Origin of the sequence: Nocardia yunnanensis (assembly GCF_003626895.1) — a bacterium.
GTDB lineage: Bacteria > Actinomycetota > Actinomycetes > Mycobacteriales > Mycobacteriaceae > Nocardia > Nocardia yunnanensis.
In genome coordinates this window covers 6,620,967-6,641,253 of sequence record NZ_CP032568.1, presented here as the reverse complement: position 1 = coordinate 6,641,253, position 20,287 = coordinate 6,620,967, and the positions used below count along the sequence as shown (strand labels likewise).

At 68.5% G+C, this 20,287-nt stretch carries 16 protein-coding genes; 6 read left to right on the top strand and 10 right to left on the bottom strand.

The genetic code is table 11. From position 1 onward, the window contains the following. Window positions 1–572 precede the first annotated feature (572 nt). The gene (locus D7D52_RS31125) at window positions 573–776 is read right to left on the bottom strand and encodes a hypothetical protein (RefSeq protein WP_120742075.1); all 204 of its coding nucleotides are present in this window, start codon (window positions 774–776) and stop codon (window positions 573–575) included. Window positions 777–1,235: 459 nt separating this feature from the next. On the opposite strand from D7D52_RS31125, the gene D7D52_RS31120 reads away from it, so the two are divergent. The 3 genes from D7D52_RS31120 to D7D52_RS31110 all read left to right on the top strand — a co-directional run bounded on the left by D7D52_RS31120 (window position 1,236) and on the right by D7D52_RS31110 (window position 2,973). After that, a complete protein-coding gene (locus D7D52_RS31120) occupies window positions 1,236–2,090 on the top strand; it encodes a helix-turn-helix domain-containing protein (RefSeq protein ID WP_120742073.1) in 855 nt (284 codons plus the stop codon). Beyond that, window positions 2,087–2,290 carry a DUF397 domain-containing protein gene (locus D7D52_RS31115; RefSeq protein WP_120742071.1) on the top strand — a complete coding sequence of 68 codons (204 nt, stop codon included), beginning with the start codon at window positions 2,087–2,089 and terminating at the stop codon, window positions 2,288–2,290. The genes D7D52_RS31120 and D7D52_RS31115 overlap by 4 nt, the downstream gene beginning before the upstream one ends. 107 nt (window positions 2,291–2,397) lie before the next feature. Beyond that, window positions 2,398–2,973: a dihydrofolate reductase family protein gene (locus D7D52_RS31110; protein WP_120742069.1), complete on the top strand. Its 576-nt coding sequence runs from the start codon at window positions 2,398–2,400 to the stop codon at window positions 2,971–2,973. An 18-nt stretch (window positions 2,974–2,991) separates the two neighbouring features. Here D7D52_RS31110 and D7D52_RS31105 read toward each other — a convergent pair whose 3' ends face one another. From D7D52_RS31105 to D7D52_RS31075, 7 genes are all read right to left on the bottom strand, one after another. Continuing rightward, complete coding sequence (locus D7D52_RS31105; protein ID WP_120742067.1) at window positions 2,992–7,584, bottom strand: SbcC/MukB-like Walker B domain-containing protein; 4,593 nt, start codon at window positions 7,582–7,584, stop codon at window positions 2,992–2,994. Then, window positions 7,584–8,987, bottom strand: a complete 1,404-nt coding sequence (locus tag D7D52_RS31100) for a TIGR02678 family protein (RefSeq protein ID WP_120742065.1) — start codon at window positions 8,985–8,987, stop codon at window positions 7,584–7,586. Before D7D52_RS31100 ends, D7D52_RS31105 begins: the two co-directional genes overlap by 1 nt. Then, window positions 8,987–10,735: a TIGR02677 family protein gene (locus tag D7D52_RS31095; RefSeq protein WP_246024086.1), complete on the bottom strand. Its 1,749-nt coding sequence runs from the start codon at window positions 10,733–10,735 to the stop codon at window positions 8,987–8,989. Before D7D52_RS31095 ends, D7D52_RS31100 begins: the two co-directional genes overlap by 1 nt. A 280-nt stretch (window positions 10,736–11,015) precedes the next feature. Then, a complete protein-coding gene (locus D7D52_RS31090; RefSeq protein ID WP_120744606.1) occupies window positions 11,016–12,278 on the bottom strand; it encodes an acyl-CoA dehydrogenase family protein in 1,263 nt (420 codons plus the stop codon). Between the two features lie 5 nt (window positions 12,279–12,283). Beyond that, on the bottom strand, window positions 12,284–13,288 hold the full coding sequence (locus tag D7D52_RS31085; protein WP_120742063.1) for a phosphotransferase family protein: 1,005 nt from the start codon (window positions 13,286–13,288) through the stop codon (window positions 12,284–12,286). Next, window positions 13,285–13,560: a hypothetical protein gene (locus D7D52_RS31080; RefSeq protein WP_120742061.1), complete on the bottom strand. Its 276-nt coding sequence runs from the start codon at window positions 13,558–13,560 to the stop codon at window positions 13,285–13,287. The genes D7D52_RS31085 and D7D52_RS31080 overlap by 4 nt, the downstream gene beginning before the upstream one ends. Window positions 13,561–13,694: 134 nt before the next feature. After that, a complete protein-coding gene (locus tag D7D52_RS31075) occupies window positions 13,695–14,354 on the bottom strand; it encodes a class I SAM-dependent methyltransferase (RefSeq protein WP_246023423.1) in 660 nt (219 codons plus the stop codon). Window positions 14,355–14,445: 91 nt separating this feature from the next. On the opposite strand from D7D52_RS31075, the gene D7D52_RS31070 reads away from it, so the two are divergent. Further along, on the top strand, window positions 14,446–15,351 hold the full coding sequence (locus tag D7D52_RS31070) for a helix-turn-helix transcriptional regulator (protein WP_120742059.1): 906 nt from the start codon (window positions 14,446–14,448) through the stop codon (window positions 15,349–15,351). A 109-nt stretch (window positions 15,352–15,460) separates the two neighbouring features. On the opposite strand, the gene D7D52_RS31065 is transcribed toward D7D52_RS31070, so the two are convergent. Next, on the bottom strand, window positions 15,461–16,072 hold the full coding sequence (locus tag D7D52_RS31065; RefSeq protein WP_120742057.1) for a TetR/AcrR family transcriptional regulator: 612 nt from the start codon (window positions 16,070–16,072) through the stop codon (window positions 15,461–15,463). A 119-nt stretch (window positions 16,073–16,191) separates the two neighbouring features. Between D7D52_RS31065 and D7D52_RS31060 the strand changes: the two genes are divergently transcribed. Both D7D52_RS31060 and D7D52_RS31055 read left to right on the top strand, forming a co-directional pair. Then, complete coding sequence (locus D7D52_RS31060) at window positions 16,192–18,264, top strand: alkyl/aryl-sulfatase (protein ID WP_120742055.1); 2,073 nt, start codon at window positions 16,192–16,194, stop codon at window positions 18,262–18,264. Window positions 18,265–18,396: 132 nt separating this feature from the next. Next, on the top strand, window positions 18,397–19,452 hold the full coding sequence (locus D7D52_RS31055) for an alpha/beta hydrolase (RefSeq protein WP_246023422.1): 1,056 nt from the start codon (window positions 18,397–18,399) through the stop codon (window positions 19,450–19,452). Between the two features lie 25 nt (window positions 19,453–19,477). Here the strand turns inward: D7D52_RS31055 and D7D52_RS31050 are convergent, their stop codons facing one another. Further along, complete coding sequence (locus D7D52_RS31050) at window positions 19,478–20,278, bottom strand: DUF2127 domain-containing protein (protein ID WP_120744604.1); 801 nt, start codon at window positions 20,276–20,278, stop codon at window positions 19,478–19,480. Window positions 20,279–20,287 lie beyond the last annotated feature (9 nt).

Sequence of the window (20,287 nt, the reverse complement as noted above, 5' to 3'; positions counted from 1 at the left end):
GTGATTCCGGTGGGCACGGAGAACATTTCTAGTCGATACACGCCCAACCGCGAAACCGTTGATTTGCCGCGGTCCAATCCTTACGGCGCGCCGCGCCGCGACACGCGGATTCGGGTGTGAGTCAGGGCAGTACGAACACCCGCCCCGACCCGCCGTCCAGTGGGGTTGCCGATCCCGTTTCGCGGCAGGCCGATTCCGAAACGGACTGGTGGGACATAGCGCCCGACTTCGGCAAGTCGGGCGCGGGCGCGGAGCTGTTGTCCGGCATACGGTTCGCCCGGTCTCCGGATGGTGTGACGAACCCGGCCCGGTCGTCGCCGGGGGCAACCGGGGGAGCGGTGACCAGGGCGTGGAGGGTGGCGATCGGGCGCCAGAGTTGCGTGAGCTGTCGACTACGGTTCGTCCCGTGACGATTCGGCGAGCGATCCGGGGTCCAACTCCGCCTCGGGGAGCCGCGCGACGCGTGACTGGGCCTGCGTCCGTTGCGGTTCGGGGAGGATGCTCGAGCCGGTCGCGGGATTGCCGGCAACCCCTCCGGCCGCAGCCCTGGATTCACCGTGGCCTCGAACCGGTCATTGCGGACCACCCCAGATGTTCCAGGTGCCGCGCAGCGGCTTCACCTCGCGGGCCGCGACCTCCAGCTTCGGCACCAGGTTCTCGTAGTACCGATGCGCATCGCACTCGTCCCCGCAGTCACGGTGGATCTCCCGCCCCCGCTGCGCCGCAGCGAGATTCATGACCGGGTAGTCCGGCGCATCATGCGAAATGATACTCACGACCTCCCCCCGTCCCGTCCGCCGGATTCCCGAAGGACAGCAATGGCCTGACGCTTCTTGCCGCAAATGGAAACAGGACATCCGGAATGGACTCGCAGAACCTCGACCGCATAACCCGCCGACATCGCGGATATCGCGTCATGGTTTTCGATCGGTATGGCGAACATGATGACTCCAATTGTTGGAGTGGACGTTTGACGCCCCCGGGCCGGTGCTGACGGCAGCCCCGTGGCCTTTGCGAAGGAGCACACGGGAGCTGGGCCGATCGGGGCTGCTTGGGTTCGCGGCAACCGGGGGCGAATGCCAGTAGACACCTGCGGCGTCGGTGGGGGAACATTCCAGAACAGGGTTTCCGACCCAATCTAGCCAAATTCCAATCACTTTCGAAAAACCATTCCAAAACGGCGCATAGACGATAGTGAGGCTAACGGAATGTCTGGTTCTACCGTTCCACGCCGGATGCTCGGCCGCCAGTTGCGGCGACTGCGCGAATCGGCGAAGGTCACCACGGCGGCCGCGTGCAAGGCGATTCAGTGCTCCCCGCAGACCATGTGGAGGCTCGAGGGCGGGCAGGCGGTCAAGCTGAAGTATCTGGAGATCCGTGCGCTGTGCGAGCTCTACGAAGCTCCGGCGGACGAGACGGAAGCACTGCTGGGGTTGATCGAAGAAGCGCAGCAGACCGGTTGGTGGCATTCGTACGGGGACTCGGTGCCGGCGCACTTCGATCTGTATCTCGGACTGGAGGATTCGGCGAAGCGGCTGACCACCTGGCAGCTGACGCTGTTGCCGGGCCTGCTCCAAACTGCCGAGTACCGTCGCGCCGTCCAGTGGACCGCCTATCCGGGCATGCCCACTGCCGCCGTGGAGCAGCACGTGAAGGTGATCACCAAACGGCAAGAGCGGCTGCGCGATCCGGCCTTCTCTATCGTGGCGCTGTTGTCGGAGGCGGTCATTCACCACCAGATCGGCGGACCCGCCGTCATGGCGGACCAGCTTCGACATCTGATTCGGATCGGTCAGCAGCGCAATGTATCCATCCGTGTGGTACCGCAATCGGTTGGCTCACACCTCGGTTTGCAGACCGGCCACTTCGTGCTGATGGAATTTCCCGCCCGCGCCTCCAAGGGCCTCGAGACCAAATGGATCGAGCCGCCGGTGGTGTACGTCGAAGGCTTCACCGGCGCGCTCTACCTGGACCAAACCGACAAGGTGGACCGTTACCGCGGTGGTCTTGTGGAAATCAACCGCCATGCGTTGGATGAGCAGGACACACGGGATATGTTGGCGCACACAGCGAAGGAGTACGAAACATGAGCACCGCCCGACAGGGTGCACAGTGGTACAAGAGCAGCCGTTCGGCGAACCAGGACGCGTGCGTGGAGGTCGCCCACTGGGCGCTCGAGACCGGTGTCCGCGACTCCAAGAACCCCGGCGGCCCCGAGTTGATGTTCCCCGCCGACGAGTGGGCGGCATTCGATAGCGCAGTACGAGCCGGAAAGTTCGATCTGGGCTGAGGGATTGCGTGGAGCCCGGGCCTCGTGCCCGGGCTGCTACGTCGCTGGACAGTGGTCTGACGGGGCGCTGTGGCGTATCGACACCGGTTCATCGATGAGTTTCGACGATGCAGTCGGTCTGCACATCTATGACGAAGACTATCTGGCACATCACCATGTCCTTGGACGGATTCATCGCGCCGAAGGATGATTCCACCGATTGGATGTTCGGGCACGGGGCTGCTGGTCCCTTGGGGGCGGCGACGATGGCTCGGACGAGCGTGGTGTTGTCTGGTCGGCGGGGCTACGACTTGGGCAACCGGGTGGGGGAGGGTGAACGAAAACTCTACGGCGGTAGGTGGACCGGGCCGATTTTCGTGTTGACCCACCGGCCCGACGATGTTCCTGACGATCCGCACGTCACGTTCTTGTCCAATGGCGTCGAGGACGCGGTTGACTCCGCGAAGGCCGTCGCGGGCACCGGCGACGTGGGGATCCTCGGAGCCGACCTTGCTCGGCAATGCCTGGAAGCCGGTCTGATCGACGAGATCGCGCTGCATCTCGTCCCGGTGCTGCTCGGCAGTGGGGTACGGCTTTTCGAGGGGGCAGGGCCGATCGATCTTCGAAAAGTTCAGTGCGACGACTCCGGTCAGATCACCGACCTGCGATTCGAGGTCGTCCGCGATGGGGCGCTCGATCGCTGACCGCTGACCGGAGGCAGGTCAGCTCACCGTCTCGAGTTCCTCGTCGAGGGGGATCGCGCCCTCCAAGCCGTGGGGGAGGCGGCGGCGGTTGGGGGAGCCGAGGGCGGCGGTGAGGTCGGTGCCGTCGTGTTCGGCGAGGAGGTCGGCGGCGTCCCAGACCAGGAGGGTGGCGCTGACGGTGTTCTCGGCGGCGGAGTGGGCGAGGTCGTAGTGGGCGCAGCCGGGGACGTGGGGGTAGGTGATCCACAGGTCGTAGCCGGTCATGAACAGGTCGAGGTCGAATTGGACCGAGAGGCCGAGGAGTTCGCTGCGGCCGTTGTCGTCGACGCCGGCGAACGCCTCGTCGAGGGCCAGTAGGCGGGGAGCCTGGGGGTCGGCGGAGTCGAGCATGACGTGGGCGGCCGCGAACAGCGGAAGATGCAGGGACACCGACTGTTCGCCGCCGGACAGCGCGCTGTGGCGGGCCACGGTGAGACGGTCCTCGGTGCCGTCGGCGGTGACGATGGTGAACGAGAAGATGCGCCAGGTGCGGTAATCCAGTGTGGCGGCGAGGATTTCGGGGAACGATCGTTCCGGGTGCGCGGCGCGGGCGGTGCGGATCTCGGCGGCGAAGTAGGCGCGGATCGTGGACAGATCCTCGGGGGTGAGGTCGGAGGAGTCGCGATCCAGCAGCTTGCACACCGCGCGGGCGGGCTCCGACAGGTTGTCGGCCAGCACCCAGTGCACGCCGATGGTGTTGCCCGAGGACATGCGGCGCTGCTTCATCTCCATGCCCATGCGGGAGATGAGATCGCGGGCGTCGCTGGTGCGTTCGTGGATCTGCTGGGCCAGGCCGGTCAGCAGCGCGTCCTCGAGGATGCGGCGTTCGGCGTCGGTGAGCAGCAGCTCCTGATCACGGCGGGCGGCATTGATCCGCTCGGCGAAATCGGCGAGCGAGGACAGGCCGTGATCGTCGTGCACCTGGACGACGGTGAGACCGTCGGCGGCATCCCAGTGCAGGCGGTAGTCCTGGCGGGCCGCGGTGAGCGCCGCGTCGAATTCTTGCAGGGCGGTGGTGACGGCGCTGCGGGTCGACTTGCGGGCCGCCTCCCCGGCGCGAACGGAAGCCGTTGCGGCGGAGAGGTTCTGGAACAGAGTGGCGACCTCGACGGGCAGCACCGCCGGTTCCTGCGCGGGGTCACTGTTCTCGATCCGGTACAGCAGCTGTTCCGGCGTCGACCAGGCCGCGTCGCTGCTGGGCCAGCGGCTGTCGGCGGGTGCGCCCAGCAGGCTCAGCAGATCCGGTCGCGCGTACGGGGCGAGATGCCGGACGTCGGACAGCAATTCGGCCAGTGCGGTGCCGAGAGCGTCGTGGGCGGCGCGATGCGCGCCCTCCGCCGCGCCGACCGCCTCGATGGCCTCGGCGGCCGCCTTGCGCGCGGCCTTCTGCTCGGCGCGGGCGGCGTCGATCTTCTCGCGGGCGGCCTCGAGATCGCGGTCGATGTCGGCGGCCCCGGCTCCGAGGGCCTCGCGCAGCATCTCGAGTTTGCGTGACTGTTCCTCGTATCCGGCGCGCGCGGCCTCGGCTTCCTCCGCGAACGCCTCGGCCAGATCCTTGGCTTCGTCCAGCCGGTCCCCGGCCTCCCGAGCCCGCTCGTGCTCGCGCTGGTGATCGCCGCGCAAGCGCAGCAGCGCGGTGCCCGCGTTCTCGAAATGCCGTACGGCAGCGGCCAAAGCGTCCAATTCCGCCGGGTCTCGCGGCGCCCGGTGATCGGCCGCGATGGCCCGCACCTTCTTGTCGGCCGCGGTGTAGTCGGCCACTGCCTGATCCAGATCCTTCTCGGCCTGCGCGACCGCCTCCGACCGCGACCGCAGCATGCCGGCTGCCTCCGCGACCCCGCGCAGCGCGGCGGTGACGGCGGTGGTGCGCGGAAGCGCCTTGGCGGCGGCCGAAATCCGGGCCAGCTCCTCGGTGGCGGCCTGCTCCTCGGCCTTGGCGGTGTCGGCCTCGATGACCGCCGCCTCGATGGCGGCGGCCAGCTCGGCCAGCCGCAGTTCGCGCCGGCGAGCCCGCGCGGTGGTACCGATGAACTCCGCGTCCGCCTTGAAGTGGCGGCCGACCTGCACACCCTGGCGGTAGCGGCCATCCGTCGCGATCGCGACACCGCCGCTGTCCGACACCGGCTGAGCGGCCTTACCGAACGCCATGTGCGCCAGGGGAATACCTGATCGACTTTCACCCGCACCCGCACCCGCACCCGCGGCGTCGCGACCCGCGTCGGCGTCAGCCGTACCCAGGCCGGTGCCGGTGACCTCGGCGCCGGTCTTGCCGGCACCGCTGCCGCGCGTTCCCCCGCCCGCCGGGGGAAACTCGTGCAGGGCGATCGACGCCAGCACATCGGCGACGGTCTGCCGGGGGACGGTCAGCGAGTCGGTGTCGTCCTCGACGACCAGCACGTCGGCAAGGGTGCGCCCCGAAGGTCGTTCCGCCACCGGCAGCGGCACCAGGAACTGATCGGAGGCGTGCTCGGGCAGTTCGGTGGTCGGGCACACCCATGCGTCGAGCAGGTTGGTGGCCTGCAACGCGGCCTCGATGCCCGCGGCTTCGGCCGCCCCGATATGGTCGGCGAAGCGGACCAGACGCCACAGCGGCGCACCCGGACGGTCCGCCCGCCCGTCGCTACGGGCGGCGAAAGGCGGTGGCGCGTCGTCACGTTCGGCCGCGACGGATTCGCGCTCGGCCCGCAGTGCGCCCGCCCGCGCGGTGGCCTGCGCGGCGCGGGCGCGCGCCTCCTGCCGCCGGGCACGGATCTCGTCGGTCAGCGGTTCCGTGCGCTCGGCCAGCACCTCGGCCGGGGTCGTGAGCGCCGTGTCCGCGTCGAGCGCTGCCGCTGCCGCCGCCCGCCCTTCAGCCGCTGCCAGCGCCGCACCACCGGCTCCGATTGTGGTGGAACGGCTTTCGCCGGCGTCCTTGTCCGCTGCGCCGACAGCCTCGCCCTGACCGTTGCCGCGGGTTGCGCCGCCGCGCCCCTTCTTGGCCTTGCCCGCCGATTTGGCCGGTCGCGCAACGTGTTCGGTGCCGACTGCCGCGACAGCGTCGTTGATCGCCTCGAACAATCCGGTGCGGATGGGGGAGTAGATCTCGCGGTGGGTGTCCCACCAATCCCGCACCGCGGTGGCGGTGTCGGCGCGGGCGAGGGCGACTTCCGCTTCGGCTTCGGCCAATTCGGCGGCGGCCGCGTCACGCAGTTCGATCGCGCGTTGGCCGGCGCGCTCGGCGCGGGTGCGTTCGGTGACGGCCTGGTCGACCAGGGTCAGGGCGCGGCGCACGGCGCGGACGTCGGCGTCGCGTTCCTCGGCGTGCGAGCGGACCGTGGTGGTCAGGTGGTCGGTGCGGGCCGATTCCGGCAGGGCGGTCCAGGCGATACCGGCTTCCTCTGCGGCGGAACGCAATTCGTCCTCGCCGCGGGCCAGTGCGGAGGCGGCGTTGTTGACCGCGGCCTGGGCGCGCTCGGACTCCTCCAGGCGCTGGTCCACAGTCTGGCGAGATTTGAGCGCTTTGTCGTTGTGCACGGCAGCGGACGTCTCGAGCCGTCGCACGGCGTCGGCGAGATCGTCGAGCTGCTGTTTGCCCTCGTACGCGCTGGAGCGTTGCAGGGTTTCGCGGTCGGCGAGGGCCTGCTCGTAGGCGCGGTCGGCGTCCTCGGCGCGGGTTTCGGCGGCGGCGCGTTCGCTGTCGCGGCGGGTGCGCAGAGCGGCCGCGGCATGCAGGGCCGTGCTCGCGTGGGTGACCGCGTCCAGGCGGGTCTGCACCTGGTCGATATCCGTCTTCGCCTGCACCGCAAGGTATTTGTTGTAGACCTTGACGAAATCGCGGGTCGCGGTGTCGGCTTGGACGAGACCCTCGAGGGTGCGCCCGACCTCCTCCATATCGCTGAAGGATCGCGCGGCATCCAGGATGAGCTGCTCGTCGAGCGGGCGCAGACCGTCGGTGAGCGCCTGCGAGAGCCCGCGCGGGTCGAGGTTCTTGGCCAGCTGCGGGCGGCGCAGCGTCAGAATCAGATTGATCAGCTGGTCGTAGCGTTGCTGACCGAGCCCGAACATGCGGGCGTCGATGGCGTTCCGGTATTCGACCGGCCGATCCACGATGGCGTCCGAGCCGATCTGCTCGGCCAGCTGCTTGCGCGTCAGCGGCCGATCGTCGGGGCCCAGCAGCGAGAAGTCCACGCCGACACGGCCGTCGGCGACGAAATACCAGCGCGTCACCTTGTCGTTGGAGCGGGTGGCGCGCATGCCGATACCGATCGTCACCGTCTCCGGTGACTCCCAGGTGCCGCGGGCGAACTCCATCCACACGTACGAGTACGCCGATTCCTGCTTGCGATACAGCAGGTTCGACTTCATGGTGCGTTCCTCACCCGCGAACGGGTTGAGCCGGCGCGGCTCGATCCGGCCGTCCAGCACGAAGGGGAACAGCACCTCGAGGGCCTTGGTCTTGCCCGAACCGTTGGGTCCGCGCAGCACCAGGCGACCGTCGGCGAAGCAGAACTCCTGGTCGCGGTAGTCCCACAGGTTGATGATGCCCGCGCGGGTCGGGACGAAGCGCACGCCACCGTGAATATGGTCGGCCATCAGTTGCCGGATCCCTTCTGTGTCGAGCCGTCCGCGCCGAGTTGCGTGGGGGAGAGGAACAATTCGGTTTCCGCGCGGGTGCGGATGGTGACGATCGCGCCGCGGTAGCGGGCCAGCGCGGGCAGGATGAGCAGGCCGCCGTCGACCACCTCCACCAGGCGCAGGCGTTCCAGTAGCGAGACCGTCTCGGCGGTCAGGCCCGCGACGTCGGCCTGCCATTGGGCGGCGAAGGTGTTGCCGTAGCGGCCGGTCAGCATCTGCACGGTGTCGCGGATCCAGGACGATTCCAGGAACGGGTATTCCGGGATCTGCGGTTCCTCGGCGTCCTGTTCCGGCTCCTCGAGCACGCCGAAAGTGTCGAAAGGGTCGGCCAGCGGGGCGAATACGGTCGAGGTGGGGATGGCGCCGTCGAGCTGCTCGGCGAGATCGGTGAACGGGCGCTCCGGGCGCGGCCGGCGCGGCACCGGGTTGTCGATGTCGAGGACCAGATCGGCGATCTCACCCGCCAGCAGCAGCGCGACCTGCGCGAGCGTTCCGCTGCCGGGGAAACGCACATCGGTGAGCCGGCCCGAACTGTCGATCAGCGCAACGCCTTCCGCGCGGCGCTCGGCCTTGAGACCGGTCAGGTACTCGACCTCGGTGACCAGCTTCTCCTGTGCCAGCAGGGAGCGCTCCGGTTCGTCGAGTTCGTCGGCGTAGACGACCGGCTGCTCGACCAGCGCTCGGCGGACCTTGCGGGCGGCGAGAGCCATCGCGGGGGAACGGGTGTCGGCGCCGCCGGCCTCCTCGCCCAGCAGGCCGGTGACGCTCTGCAGATGCTGGAGGGCGCGCGGTGGCCGGAACAGCGCGAACACGACCGACCGGTCGATGTCGTAGAGCGCCTCACCGGCCTCGGGATCGCTCGCCCAGCCACCGGCGTCACCGTCGGCGAGAGTCACCGCGCCACGCGCCGCCAGCCAGCCGATCGCGTCCACGAAAGCGTCCCGATCCGCCGCGCGATCCGGCGCCAACTCCAGCCCGTCCACCCGCTCGGTGTAGGCGGCCACCTGATCGGCCAACTCCGACAACGTGATCTGATCCCCGGCCCGGCCCAACGCGGCCAGCGCCAACGCCAGATACGCGTACCGCCGCCGATCGAACACCCGATCACCGGTGGTGCGCGCGGGACGGCCCGACTCCAGCCGATCCAGCACCGGGAACAACCGGGCCGTCGTCTCGGTCACCTCGAGCCGGTACCCGAACAGCTCGGCCAGATCCTCCCGCAGCTCGGTCGCCCACCGCCGCAGCAGTGGCAGCGCGATCCGATCCGGATACGTCCGCGTCACCAGATGATTCGCCAGAATCACCCGCGCCGCCCGCTGATAGCTGTCCAGCGCCAGCGAATCGATACTCCGCGCGTGCATCAACCCACCTCCCCGCCGCTGACGACACCGCCGCCCGCCGCCGCAGCGGTCCGGCCGCCGATAGCGTCGTTCGACGCGGTCTCGGGTGCGGAGTCGGCGTTCCCGGCCGCCGTCTGGGGTGGGGCAGTCGCCGCGGCCGATCCCGACGCAGCCGCTGATCCGGTCGCCGTTTCTGACCCGGCCGTAGCCTGTGAGGTGGGCTGACCCGCCTGTGCCGCATGCGGTTTGCGGGATCGGATTGCGGTGGTCTCACGTACTTCCAAGCGGCGGTTGTTGAGGTGCAGGACGCCTTTGGAGGTGCGGACCAGGGTGGAGCCGGGGTGTTCGGAGACCGTGAGGGTGACGCCGTTGTCGGAGCCGGAGGTGCCGGGGACGCGGCCGCTGACCGGGACCCAGGCGGTGGAGGCGGCGTCGAGGAGTTTGAGCAGGACCTCGGTTTCGCCTTCGTCGAGTTCGCGGTCGTGGATGTCGGTGGCGGCCAGGGAGCGGGCGGCCTCGGCGCGGGCGCGCTGGGCGTCGAGCTGGACCTGACGCAGGCGGCGGATGCCCGCGTCGTTGCGCTGCAGGCGGGCGGGAGCGCCGGGCGTGGGCGGGCGGCCGGTCTCGGCGAGGGTGCGAGCGATCTCCAAAGGCGGTGCGTCCCACCAGGATCGGATGGCGGGGATGACATCGGCGTCCGGGTGGTGCATGGCCAGGTGGCGGGGGCGGCCCAGTCCGAAGACGGCGTCGTAGAGGGCGTGCGCGGCCTCGGCGGTGGGGGCGGCGGTGAACCAGCCCGCCAGATGCCGCAGCGCGGATTCCCGGCTGACGCCGCCCTTGCGGGTCTCGGTGACGCGCCGCAGCAGCGACAGCACCGCGGCGATGGCGCTCATGGTCGCCTCGCGCAGCCGCTCGCATTCGGTCAGCCCGCCCTCGTCGTCGCCGATGAACCAGCCGCGCAGACCCTGCCAGCGCGCCTGCCAATCCGCTTGGCGCTCAGCGGTATCGAGCAGTACGCGCTCGTCGCAGCGGGCGGCGCGTTCGATGAGATCCTCGACCCCGGTCTCCTCGACCTCCCGGATCGCGGCGGCCAGCCGCGGCGCGAAACGCGCGAGATCCATGGAGAATTCGCGCATGTGCGCCAGCAGCGCATCCTTGTGCGCGAGAAACGCTTCCGGGGTGGCCTCGGTGGTGCGCACCAGATCGCCCAGCGTCAGATAGAAGTGCGCGGCCCGCTCGGCCAGATCCGACAGCGCCCGGTCCAGCCGATTGAGCACCCGGTACACGCGCGGCGCATCCGCGCTCTTGTTGGCCTCGGCGAGGGTGTGCAGATCCGCCAGCAATTCCGGCAACACCAGCCGTGACAGCGCGGCCTCGTCCAGCCGCGCCTCCAGCACATCCGAAACCGCCCGATACGCCTGATAACCCGCCTGCGAGAACTGATAGACGAAATGCCGGTTCCGATACTCCGCCAGCGTCGCCGCCCGCGTCCCGTCATAGCTGCGCTCGAGCACCCCCCACTGATGCAACTGCTCCAACAGCGGCCCCACCTCGGTCGCCGTCAACCCCGGCGCCCCCGGGCAACGATTGAGCGTGTCCGCCACATCCGACGCGTGCAACAACACCACATACGCCGCCCGCGCCGTATCGAACGCCCGCAACACCCACAGGTAATCGGCCCGTTTCTCCGCCGTCGCGAACGAGAACAACCGCAGCCGATCGACATGCGGAATCTCCTCGGACCCGACCCCCTCGGGGCCGGGCAGCAATCCGTCAGCGGACTCGGTCACCGGGAGAAGGTTAGTACCCCCCACCGACCCCTCCGGAATCGCGCCGAGTGTCGGCGCGCCCAATCCGTCACCCGGCGACCATTTTCCCTGGCCGTGCCGCACCGGGCATATCCGGCATGATCTACGGATCCCGGGCAGTGGCCCGGACAACGTGGGTAACCGTCGAAGGCTTCGATCGACGCTTTTCAGCGCTGGAGATCTTGTCCGCAGCAGATTCGAAGTTCGAGTACGGGCACGCTGCCTAGATGTTGACGTTGGCTCACATGCCCTTTGGGGCGGGTTGGCGCATGTAGCCGAAGAGGTAGCCGGCTACTCGGCGGATTTGGATCTCTTCGCTGCCTTCGGTGATGCGGTAGCGGCGGTGGTGGCGGTAGAGGTGTTCGAAGGGGGTGTGGCGGGAGTAGCCGAGACCGCCGTGGATTTGCATGGCGCGGTCGGCCGCCTCGCAGCAGAGGCGGTTGGACCAGTAGTTGCACATGGAGACCTGGGCGGACTGGGTGAAGGGGCCGTAGCGGTCCATGGACCAGGCGGTTTTGTGGATGAGGGCGCGGAGCATTTCACACTGGGTGGCGAGTTCGACCAGGGGGAATTGGATGGCCTGGTTGGCGGCCAGGGGAGTGCCGAACGTGGTTCTGTGTTTGGCGTAGCAGACCGAGCGGTCGATGCAGAATTGGGCCGCGCCGAGGCTGGAAGCGGCTTGGCGGAGACGGTTTTCGTTGAAGAAATGCTGCACCACCGCCAGGCCGCGGCCCTCCTTGCCGAAGACGGCGGTCGCGGGGACGCGGACGTCGCGCAACACCACGTGGGCGTGGTCGGTGGGCATGTTGAAGGTCCACAGGAATTCCGCGATGGTGAAACCGGGAGTGCCGACGGGGACGAGGAACGCGGTGATGCCGACACCGTCGCCCGGCTTGCCGGACGTGCGGGCGAAGACGAGATCCGCGTCGGCGCGATGCATGCCGGTGTTGAAGGTTTTCTCCCCGTTGAGGATCCAGCCGTCGCCGTCGCGGACCGCGGTGGTCTCCATGAACGTGGCGTCCGAGCCGTGCGCGGGTTCGGTGATGCCGAAGCCGAAGAACTTGTCACCCGAGGCGAGATCGGTGATCCACTCGGATTTCTGTGCGGGCGAACCGTATTCGTGCATGAGCAGCAGACCGACATTGTTGGCGACTATCGCGTGCTCGGTCTGCAGATCGCAATGCAGACCCAGTCCGCGGCGGGCCAAATGCTCACGGATGACGGCCATGTCGAGGTTGGAGCCGTCGCGGCCCCCGTATTCGGCGGGATACGCGTAGCGCAGATGTCCCGCGGCGTCGGCGCGTCGGCGGGCCTCGGCCAGCAGATCCTCCCACTCGGCATTCGGCAGGCCGGCGCGGTGCCAGTCGGTGCGGGCGTCCTCGCGGCGGTGGTCGAAGAAGCGGATATTGTCGCCGGACTGCTCCAGCGGGACGATCTCCCGCTCGATGAACTCGTCCAATTCGGTCAGATATTCGCGCAGATGGTCGGGCAGTTCGAAATCCATGGCGGTCACCTCGATCCGGTGGGGCGGAGCTGCATGAGCAGATCCCATTCGATCTCCGGAATGCGCCGCCCGCTGGCGGCCATCACGATGCTGGGGACGGTGCCGTCCAGGAACGCGGCCGTCTGCGCGGCCAGCGCGGCGCCCCAGCCCAGCGTGCAGGCGATCTTCCACCAGCGGAACCGGTCGGGATCGAAAACGCCTCCGGCAGAGGTGTATCCGCGGAGGAAGGCGGCGCGGTCGGCGAAGCCGCCGAACTCCCGATCGTCGATCCCGAACCGCCACATGCGCAAGGCGCACCAGCCGACATCGCGCATCGGATCGCCGAAACGCTGCGTGCCTTCCCAATCCAGCACCGCCCGCAGCCCTTCCGGTCCGACGATGAGGTTGCCATTGCGAATATCGGTGTGCACCAGCGTGAATCGGTCCGGCGCAGTGGGCAGATGGCGCGCCAGCCAGCGCAGCGCCAACGCGAAGACCGGCCGGTCCGGGAGGTCGCGCGCCACCGCGGACTCCATCTCCGCCAGCATTCTCGCGGCCGGATTGCCCTCGGCCACACCGGGAAGCGCCGGGGACGCTCGCGTTGGATCGATCGCGTGCAGCACGGCCATCGCATGACCCAACTGCTCACCGACCCGTGCCCCCACGCCGTGATCGTGGATCAGCCGCAGCACCCGGCGCGGCACCGTCTCACCGTCGAGGCGTTCGGACAGCATGAACGGCTCACCCACCGGCCCGGCATCGGTACACACCGCCAGCACGTGGGGGACCGGCACCCCCTGCTCGCGCACCAACTCCCGCACCGCCGCCTCGACATCGACCGGCAGCAATTGCACGGCACCCGGCACCAGGGTCGCCACCATCCGCAGCACGCACCCCCCGAGATCGGCGTCGAACGCGACATTGCGCCGCCGCGCGCCCGCCGACAACGGTTCGAGATTCGAGACCGTCACCGCCCGACCCACCTCCTCGGACAGAAACCGCGCCAACCCCGCCGCGAGATCGCCGCTCACTCGCCCTCCCACGCGTCGTAACCGGGTTTGGCAACAGCCAAATCGGCCCGCACCACCGACACCAGTGCCGCCCACCACCGCTCCTCGGGTACGGCTGTCGCATCGAATTCGGGTGCCGCATCGAGGCTGAGCTCACGTTCCAGCATCCGGGCCAGATGCGCCCCCACCCTGGCCTCATGCCGCAATTCCGGCGGCAGCGCGGGCAACAGCCTCGTCTCGAGCAGATCCGCGAGCGCCGTCAGCAACTCCGGTGCCGTGGGCGGATACTGCATGGCGTCCCTCCGCCGGGAAATCCGTTGTTCGGCAGGTAAACCGGGATGGTACGGGACCGGCCCGCACGGCGGACCGGAATTGCGGGCGATCGCCCGCAGTTACGGCAGCGGTCGGGGAATATCGATCCCGAGTATCAGACGGCGGGGCGGGTGGCTCGGTAGCAGGCGATGGCGCCCATGACGCGGTGGTATCGGACGGGGAGGGCGACGACCTCGAGGCCGGCGGCGGTGAGGAGCTGGGGGATGGCGTCGCCGCGATTGTCTTGGAGGTGGCCGGATTTCATCACGCGGTGAGCCAGGAAGCCGTGGACGCCGCTGGCCAGGTCGCCGGCGAAGTCGGCCAGGATCAGACTGCCGCCGGGACGCAGTACACGCGAGATCTCGGCGGCGGTCGCGATCTTGGCCTCGGGGTCGAGGTGGTGCAGCATCAGTGCGGACAGCACGCGGTCGAAGCAGGCATCGGGGTAGGGCAGAGCTTGCGAATAGCCCCGATCGAAACGGATCCCGGTGAGGTTCTTCGCTTTTCGCGCGGCGCGCGCCAGGGCCAGCGGGTCGGGATCCATGCCGACCACTTCGACCGTCGGCCAGGTGCGTTTGGCCTGGATCGACAGCTTGCCTGTGCCACAGCCGATTTCGAGCATGCGCTGACCGTCGGCCAACCCGCTGTGCGTCAGCAGCGCGCTGTGCAGGCGTCCGACGCCGAGCGCGGCGGTCATGACGTCGTAGAACGGCAGCAACGCATCACGCCCGGCGGCGGGGAGGTAGTCGTGCTCACGGCCGGAATCGGTTGCCATAGGAGAAATTTTCGTCATGGTTCGAGGATGACTGCCCAGCAGCACCGGCAATTGGCGCAGAAGTGGCGAAACTAGGATTATATTCGGACGCATGCGGGACATCACCACCACCGTGCGCTGGAGTGGCGGGGTGCCGGTGTACCGGTATCGCACCGCGCCCGACGCCACCCCGGTGTCCCTGCTGCGGCTGGACGAGGGCCGGCATATCGAGCAGAGCCACCGCCACATTCACGAGTTTCCGGTGTTGTTCTACGTGGCCGAGGCGCTGCCGGGACCCGCCGGCCGGGCGCCCCTCGCGGCGGGCGATGTGTTCGTGATCGCGGCGGGAGAGGTCATCGATCCGGCCGTGCTCGAGACGGTCGTGTCCTGCTTCGGGGTGTTCTTCGATCCGTCGGCGGTGGGCGGCGACGAGCACGGGCCATGGTCGTCGTGGCGCGCCCATCCGCTGCTGTTCCCGTTCCTGCACGGCACACCCGGCGGGCTGCTGCGGCTGGCGATCCCGCCGCAGCGGCGGCCGGTGTGGCTGTCGGCGCTGGCCTCGATCGAGGCGGAGCTGGCAGGTCGCCAGGACGGGTATCGCCAAGCGGCGCTGGCGCATCTGACCGTGCTGCTCGTCGACATCGCGCGCCTGGCGGCCGATGTGGTCGGCGATCTGCGCCGCGGCAACGAGCCGCTGCTGGCGGCGGTGTTCGAGGTGATCGAGCGGCGCTTCGCGGAGCCGATCTCGTTGCGCGACATCGGCGCCGACGTCGGCCTCAGCCCGGGCCACCTCACCACGCTCGTGCGCCGGCGCACCGGCCGCACGGTCCTCGACTGGCTCACCGAACGCCGCATGTCGGCCGCGCGCCGGCTGCTCACCGAAACCAGCCTGCCGATCAACGAGATCGCCCGCCGCGTCGGCCTTCCCGACCCCGCCTACTTCGCCAGGGTCTTCCGCCGCTACAACGAACTCACTCCCCGCGCCTGGCGTGCCGCCGCCGGACCCGATGCACGGTGAACCGCCGCGACTCGGTGCAGGGTGAACCACAGCCGCTGGACTCGGTGCATGGTGAAGCGCCGCCGGACCCGCTGCATGGCGAACTGCGGGCATGGGAGCGCCACAGTGCTCAACTGGGACCGGCGAGCAGGGCGGTGAGGGCGCGACGGATGGCTTCGGAGGCGGCGCGTTTGGACAGGTTGCGGCGGTCGATCAGGTGGTGGCGGTAGGGCCAGCCGGCAGTGGCGTCGAGGAGGTCCAGGAGGTGCTCGCCGGGGTCGTGGGTTAGTTCGGGGGTGAACATGCGAGCCAGGGCGTCACGAATCCGCTTATCGGTCAAGCGCATTCGCTTGTCCACCGCAGGTGTGCGTAGTGATTCGACGAGGCCGAGTACGCGCGGTTCGCGCTGGAGCGCGAAGATCGCTTCGCTCTGCCGGACAACGAGATCGATGCGCCGATTCAGGGGCAGTGTCGGATCGGGCTCGGCGATGAGCGCTTCGACCTGCTCGGACTGCTGATCCACCGCGGCGGTGATGAGCGCGGTCCGGGTGGGGAAGTGCACGAAGATGCTGCGCTCGGAGACGCCCGCGCGTTCGGCGATGCCGCGCGTGGTCGGGTCGAGTTCGCCCTCGTGGACCGCCGCCAGCAGTCCTTCGATGATCGCCCTGCGGGTCTGTTCCGGGTTCCGTCGCCGCCGCGGGCTGTCGCTGCCCTTGGCGTCGCCGCCTGTGCCCTCTGTCATGGCAGGAATCCGATCACATCCGGCCGCGTTCGGCGCGCGGAGGTCCGGGTGCTCGTGGCTGAAGACATGGGTGCAGTATATTGCAGTGAGACTGCAATAGTGACGATGGGAGAGCGCTGATGGCCGACGAGGACCGCACCGACGACGTCAACCACCGCAAGACCGGCAGGTTCGCAGTGTCGCGGCGCGGGGTGTTCGGGGTGGGCGCGGCCGCGCTGGCGGCGGTCGGAGTCGGGGCGGCGGTCGCCGGGTGCGACAGCGGCGACGGCGCCTCGGCCGCCGAGAAGGCCGACAAGGATGCCGTGGATCCGAGCGGGCACATCGTCGAGCAGCATCAGCGGGCGCAATCGTCGTTACCGTTCGCCGACACCCAGGACTTCGCCGACGCCGACCGCGGCTTTCTGGCCCGGCTCGACCCCGGCGTCGTCAAGGACGCCAGTGGAAAGACCGTGTGGGACAACGATTCCTACGGATTCATCCAGGGCGCCTGCCCGCAGTCGGTGCACCCGTCGCTGTGGCGGCAGAGCCGGCTGGTGGTGAAACAGGGCCTCTACGAGGTGGTTCCGGGCATCTACCAGATTCGCGGCCTGGACCTGTCGAACATGACCCTCGTCGAGGGCAAGACCGGTGTGATCGTCATCGACCCGCTCATCTCCACCGAGACCGCGAGGGCCGGGCTGGAGCTGTACTTCGCGCAGCGCGGGCGCAAACCCGTCACCGGGGTGATCTACACCCACTCACACGTCGACCATTTCGGTGGCGCGCTGGGCGTGATCGCCCTGGAAGACGCTGTCTCCGGCCGGATTCCGGTTCTCGCGCCGAACGGTTTCGTCGAGCACGCGGTCGAGGAGAACATCTACGCCGGCACCGCCATGGCGCGCCGATCGGCCTACATGTACGGCGCCGCGCTGCCGCGTGGCGAGCGCGGGCAGGTCGGCGCGGGTCTGGGCATGACCACCTCGGTCGGCACCGTGAGCCTCGTCCCGCCGAACAGGGACATCACCCACACCGGTCAGGAGGAGACCGTCGACGGCGTTCGGATCGTCTTCCAGGTCACCCCCGGCACCGAGGCGCCCTCGGAGATGAACTTCTTCTTCCCCGAGTTCCGCGCGATGTGCATGGCCGAGAACGCCACGCACACCCTGCACAATCTGGTGACGCTGCGCGGCGCACTGGTGCGGGACGCGCACGTGTGGTCGCAGTACCTGACCGAGACCGTCAACCTGTTCGCCGGTAAGTACGACGTCGCCTTCGCCTCGCACCACTGGCCCATGTGGGGCGCCGAACAGGTCACCGAATGGCTGTCGCTGCAACGGGATACGTATGCCTATCTGCACGATCAGACGCTGCGGCTGCTCAATCAGGGCCACACCGGCATCGAGATCGCCGAGCAGATCCAGCTGCCGCCCGCCCTCACGAACAAATGGCACACCCACGGCTACTACGGTTCGATCAGCCACGACGTGAAGGCCGTCTACCAGCGTTATATGGGCTGGTTCGACGGCAATCCGGCGCATCTGTGGGAACATCCGCCCGTCGAATCCGGCAAGCGGCACGTGGACGCCATGGGCGGCGCGAACGGCGTGCTGAAGGTGGCGCGCAAGGCCTACTCCGACGGCGACTACCGCTGGTGCGTCCAGGTACTCGACTACCTGATCTTCGCCGACCCGGCCAACGAGAAGGCGAAGATGTTGCAGGCCAGCGCTTTCGAGCAACTCGGCTACGGCTCCGAGAACGCCACCTGGCGCAACTTCTACCTCTCGGGCGCCTACGAGCTGCGCAACGGCAATTTCGGCACTCCGACCAAGGCCAATTCGGCCGGCATGATCAGCGCGCTGAGCGTGGACCAGGTGTTCGACTCGGCGGCCTTCCTGATCAACGGGCCGAAGGCATGGGACCTGCACCTGGTCAACGACTGGGTGATCACCGATCAGGACCAGACCTACCGCACCGAGCTTCGCAACGGCGTGCTCATTCACTATGTGATCCCGGCCGATTTCCAGGGTCCGGCGCCCGACGCCACCTTCACCCTGTCGCGGCTGGAATTGATCGCCACCATGACCGGTGCCAAGGACATCGTGCAGGAGATCAAGTCGGGGGCGATCAAGGTCAGCGGTGATCCGACCAAGCTGAAGCAGTTGAAGGACGTGATGGACAAGCCGGACCCCAACTTCAATATCGTCACGCCGTAACCCGGGGTCGCCGCGGCGGGACGGGGAGTTACCGAGGGGCCGTCCCGTCGCGACATCTATCGATATCGTCCGGGGTTACAGCGTGAAGCTGGTATGGCAGAGTGCGTTTCACCGCCGAAACCAGGGGGCGCTGTGGGGTATCGACTACGACGGGCGGTGTGTGCGGGCTGGGTCGCGGTCGCGGCGGCGGCGCTGCCGGTGTGCGCGCACGCCGGGCCGGACGATCCGATTGTCGAAAGCGGTGCGCTGCTCAGCGATCCGGTGAGCGCCGACGGTTCTCGGGTGCTCAGTGTCGAGGTGAAGGACGAGCGCGATCTGGCGCTGGAGGTGTATTCGGCGGCCATGGACAAGCCGGTGCATCTGGACGTGCTGCGGCCCGCCGACACGTCGGTGCCGCGGCCTACCCTGTACCTGCTCAACGGCACGAACGCCGGAGTGGATCAGAAGAACTGGCACGATCAGGTGCCGGAGGTGTTCGATTTCCTGGGCGCCCAGGACGTCAACGTCATCGTGCCGCGGGGCGGGCTGGCCAGCTACTACACCGATTGGCGCGCACCGGATCCCAAGCTGGGGGTCAACAAATGGAAGACGTTCTTCACCGAGGAACTGCCGCCGCTGATCGACGCGGGTCTGGGGACCGACGGCGTCAATGCCATTGCCGGGGTGTCGATGTCGGCGACCCCGGCGCTGAACCTCGCCATCACCAAGCCGGGACTGTTCAAGGCCGTCGCGACCTACAGCGGCTGCGCGCAGACCAGCGACCTCGCGGGCCAGGCCTTCGCTCGCATCGTGGTGGCCAGCGAAGGCGGCGATGCCGACAACATGTACGGACCGGTCGGTGACCCGATGTGGGCCGACAACGATCCCTACCTGCACGCCGACCGGCTGCGCGGCCTCGGGCTCTTCCTCTCCAGCGGCAACGGCATTCCGGGCCAATACGACGTCGTGGACGGCCGTTTCGTCCTCGACCCCGGCATCGACGGCTACCTCGAGCATCTCCTCTACGACGGCACCATCGAGGCCGCCACCGGCTACTGCACCCGCAACCTGGCCGCCCGCCTCGCCGACCTCGGCATCCCCGCGACCGTGGACCTGCCGCCCGACGGCACCCACTCGTGGGGCGTCTTCCGCGACGAGCTGTACAAATCGTGGCCGGTCCTGACCAAGGGGCTGGGACTCACCAAATGAGCGCCGGCGCGACGTACGGCGGCACTCAGTGCGGTCGGCGGGTACCGATCCGCGCGGTGCGCTGCTGAGCCTGCGCCTCCGCCGCCGCGCGCTCCACGGTCATCAGGCTCTCGGAGTGATGCTCGGCGTGGTATTTGGCCGCGCCGCCGTTGAGACCGAAAAGGCTCTTGCTCCAGAGCAACCAGATCACCGCCGCCACATTGATCAGCAGCGCGCCCGCCCGCAGCACGGTCACCTTCTCGGTGAGCTCGTAGATCTCGAGCGGCAGGAAGATCGAGGTGGCGATGACCGCGAAGTACTCACCCCAGCGTTTGACCAGCCACAGACCCACCGCCTCGATGAGCTCGATGGCGGCATAGGCGAACAGGCCCACCGCGATCCACACCAGCACGTGCGGCGAGAGCGTGAACGCCTTGTCGATGCCGCGAATGATCTTCGAATGGTCGGGGTTGAACCCGATCTGGTCGGCCAGCTGCCGGATCAGCGGAAGATCCTTGTCCCAGTTGGTCTTCCAGTGCTCGCGGGAACCCCGCAGCTTCAGCACACCCGCGCCCAGCAGAATGAACACGATGCCGCGAATGATGCGCTCGACCGCCAGCAGCCGCATGATGATGCGGTCGCGCAACAGATGCCCGCGCGGTACCTCCGGCGCGTCGTCGGCGGGTCCGCTGCGGCGCGGCTCGCCCGGGATGAAATCGCCGCAGCGCAGGCAGCGCCAGGATTCACCCGCCGGGGTGGTGACGTGGAGGCGTGCCGCGAGCTCGGGCTCGGTGGGGGCGTAGGTCTCGTGCCCTCGGGCAGCGCAGGTCCACAGACTGAAGTCCATGCGCTGGAG

Coding starts and splice junctions, on each gene's coding strand:
- D7D52_RS31100 (WP_120742065.1), bottom strand. CDS start 8,987: ATGCACGCGCGGAGTATCGATTCGCTGGCGCTGGACAGCTATCAGCGG.
- D7D52_RS31080 (WP_120742061.1), bottom strand. CDS start 13,560: ATGCAGTATCCGCCCACGGCACCGGAGTTGCTGACGGCGCTCGCGGAT.
- D7D52_RS31110 (WP_120742069.1), top strand. CDS start 2,398: ATGCAGTCGGTCTGCACATCTATGACGAAGACTATCTGGCACATCACC.
- D7D52_RS31060 (WP_120742055.1), top strand. CDS start 16,192: ATGGCCGACGAGGACCGCACCGACGACGTCAACCACCGCAAGACCGGC.
- D7D52_RS31050 (WP_120744604.1), bottom strand. CDS start 20,278: ATGGACTTCAGTCTGTGGACCTGCGCTGCCCGAGGGCACGAGACCTAC.
- D7D52_RS31105 (WP_120742067.1), bottom strand. CDS start 7,584: ATGGCCGACCATATTCACGGTGGCGTGCGCTTCGTCCCGACCCGCGCG.
- D7D52_RS31075 (WP_246023423.1), bottom strand. CDS start 14,354: ATGGCAACCGATTCCGGCCGTGAGCACGACTACCTCCCCGCCGCCGGG.
- D7D52_RS31070 (WP_120742059.1), top strand. CDS start 14,446: ATGCGGGACATCACCACCACCGTGCGCTGGAGTGGCGGGGTGCCGGTG.
- D7D52_RS31115 (WP_120742071.1), top strand. CDS start 2,087: ATGAGCACCGCCCGACAGGGTGCACAGTGGTACAAGAGCAGCCGTTCG.
- D7D52_RS31120 (WP_120742073.1), top strand. CDS start 1,236: ATGCTCGGCCGCCAGTTGCGGCGACTGCGCGAATCGGCGAAGGTCACC.
- D7D52_RS31090 (WP_120744606.1), bottom strand. CDS start 12,278: ATGGATTTCGAACTGCCCGACCATCTGCGCGAATATCTGACCGAATTG.
- D7D52_RS31065 (WP_120742057.1), bottom strand. CDS start 16,072: ATGACAGAGGGCACAGGCGGCGACGCCAAGGGCAGCGACAGCCCGCGG.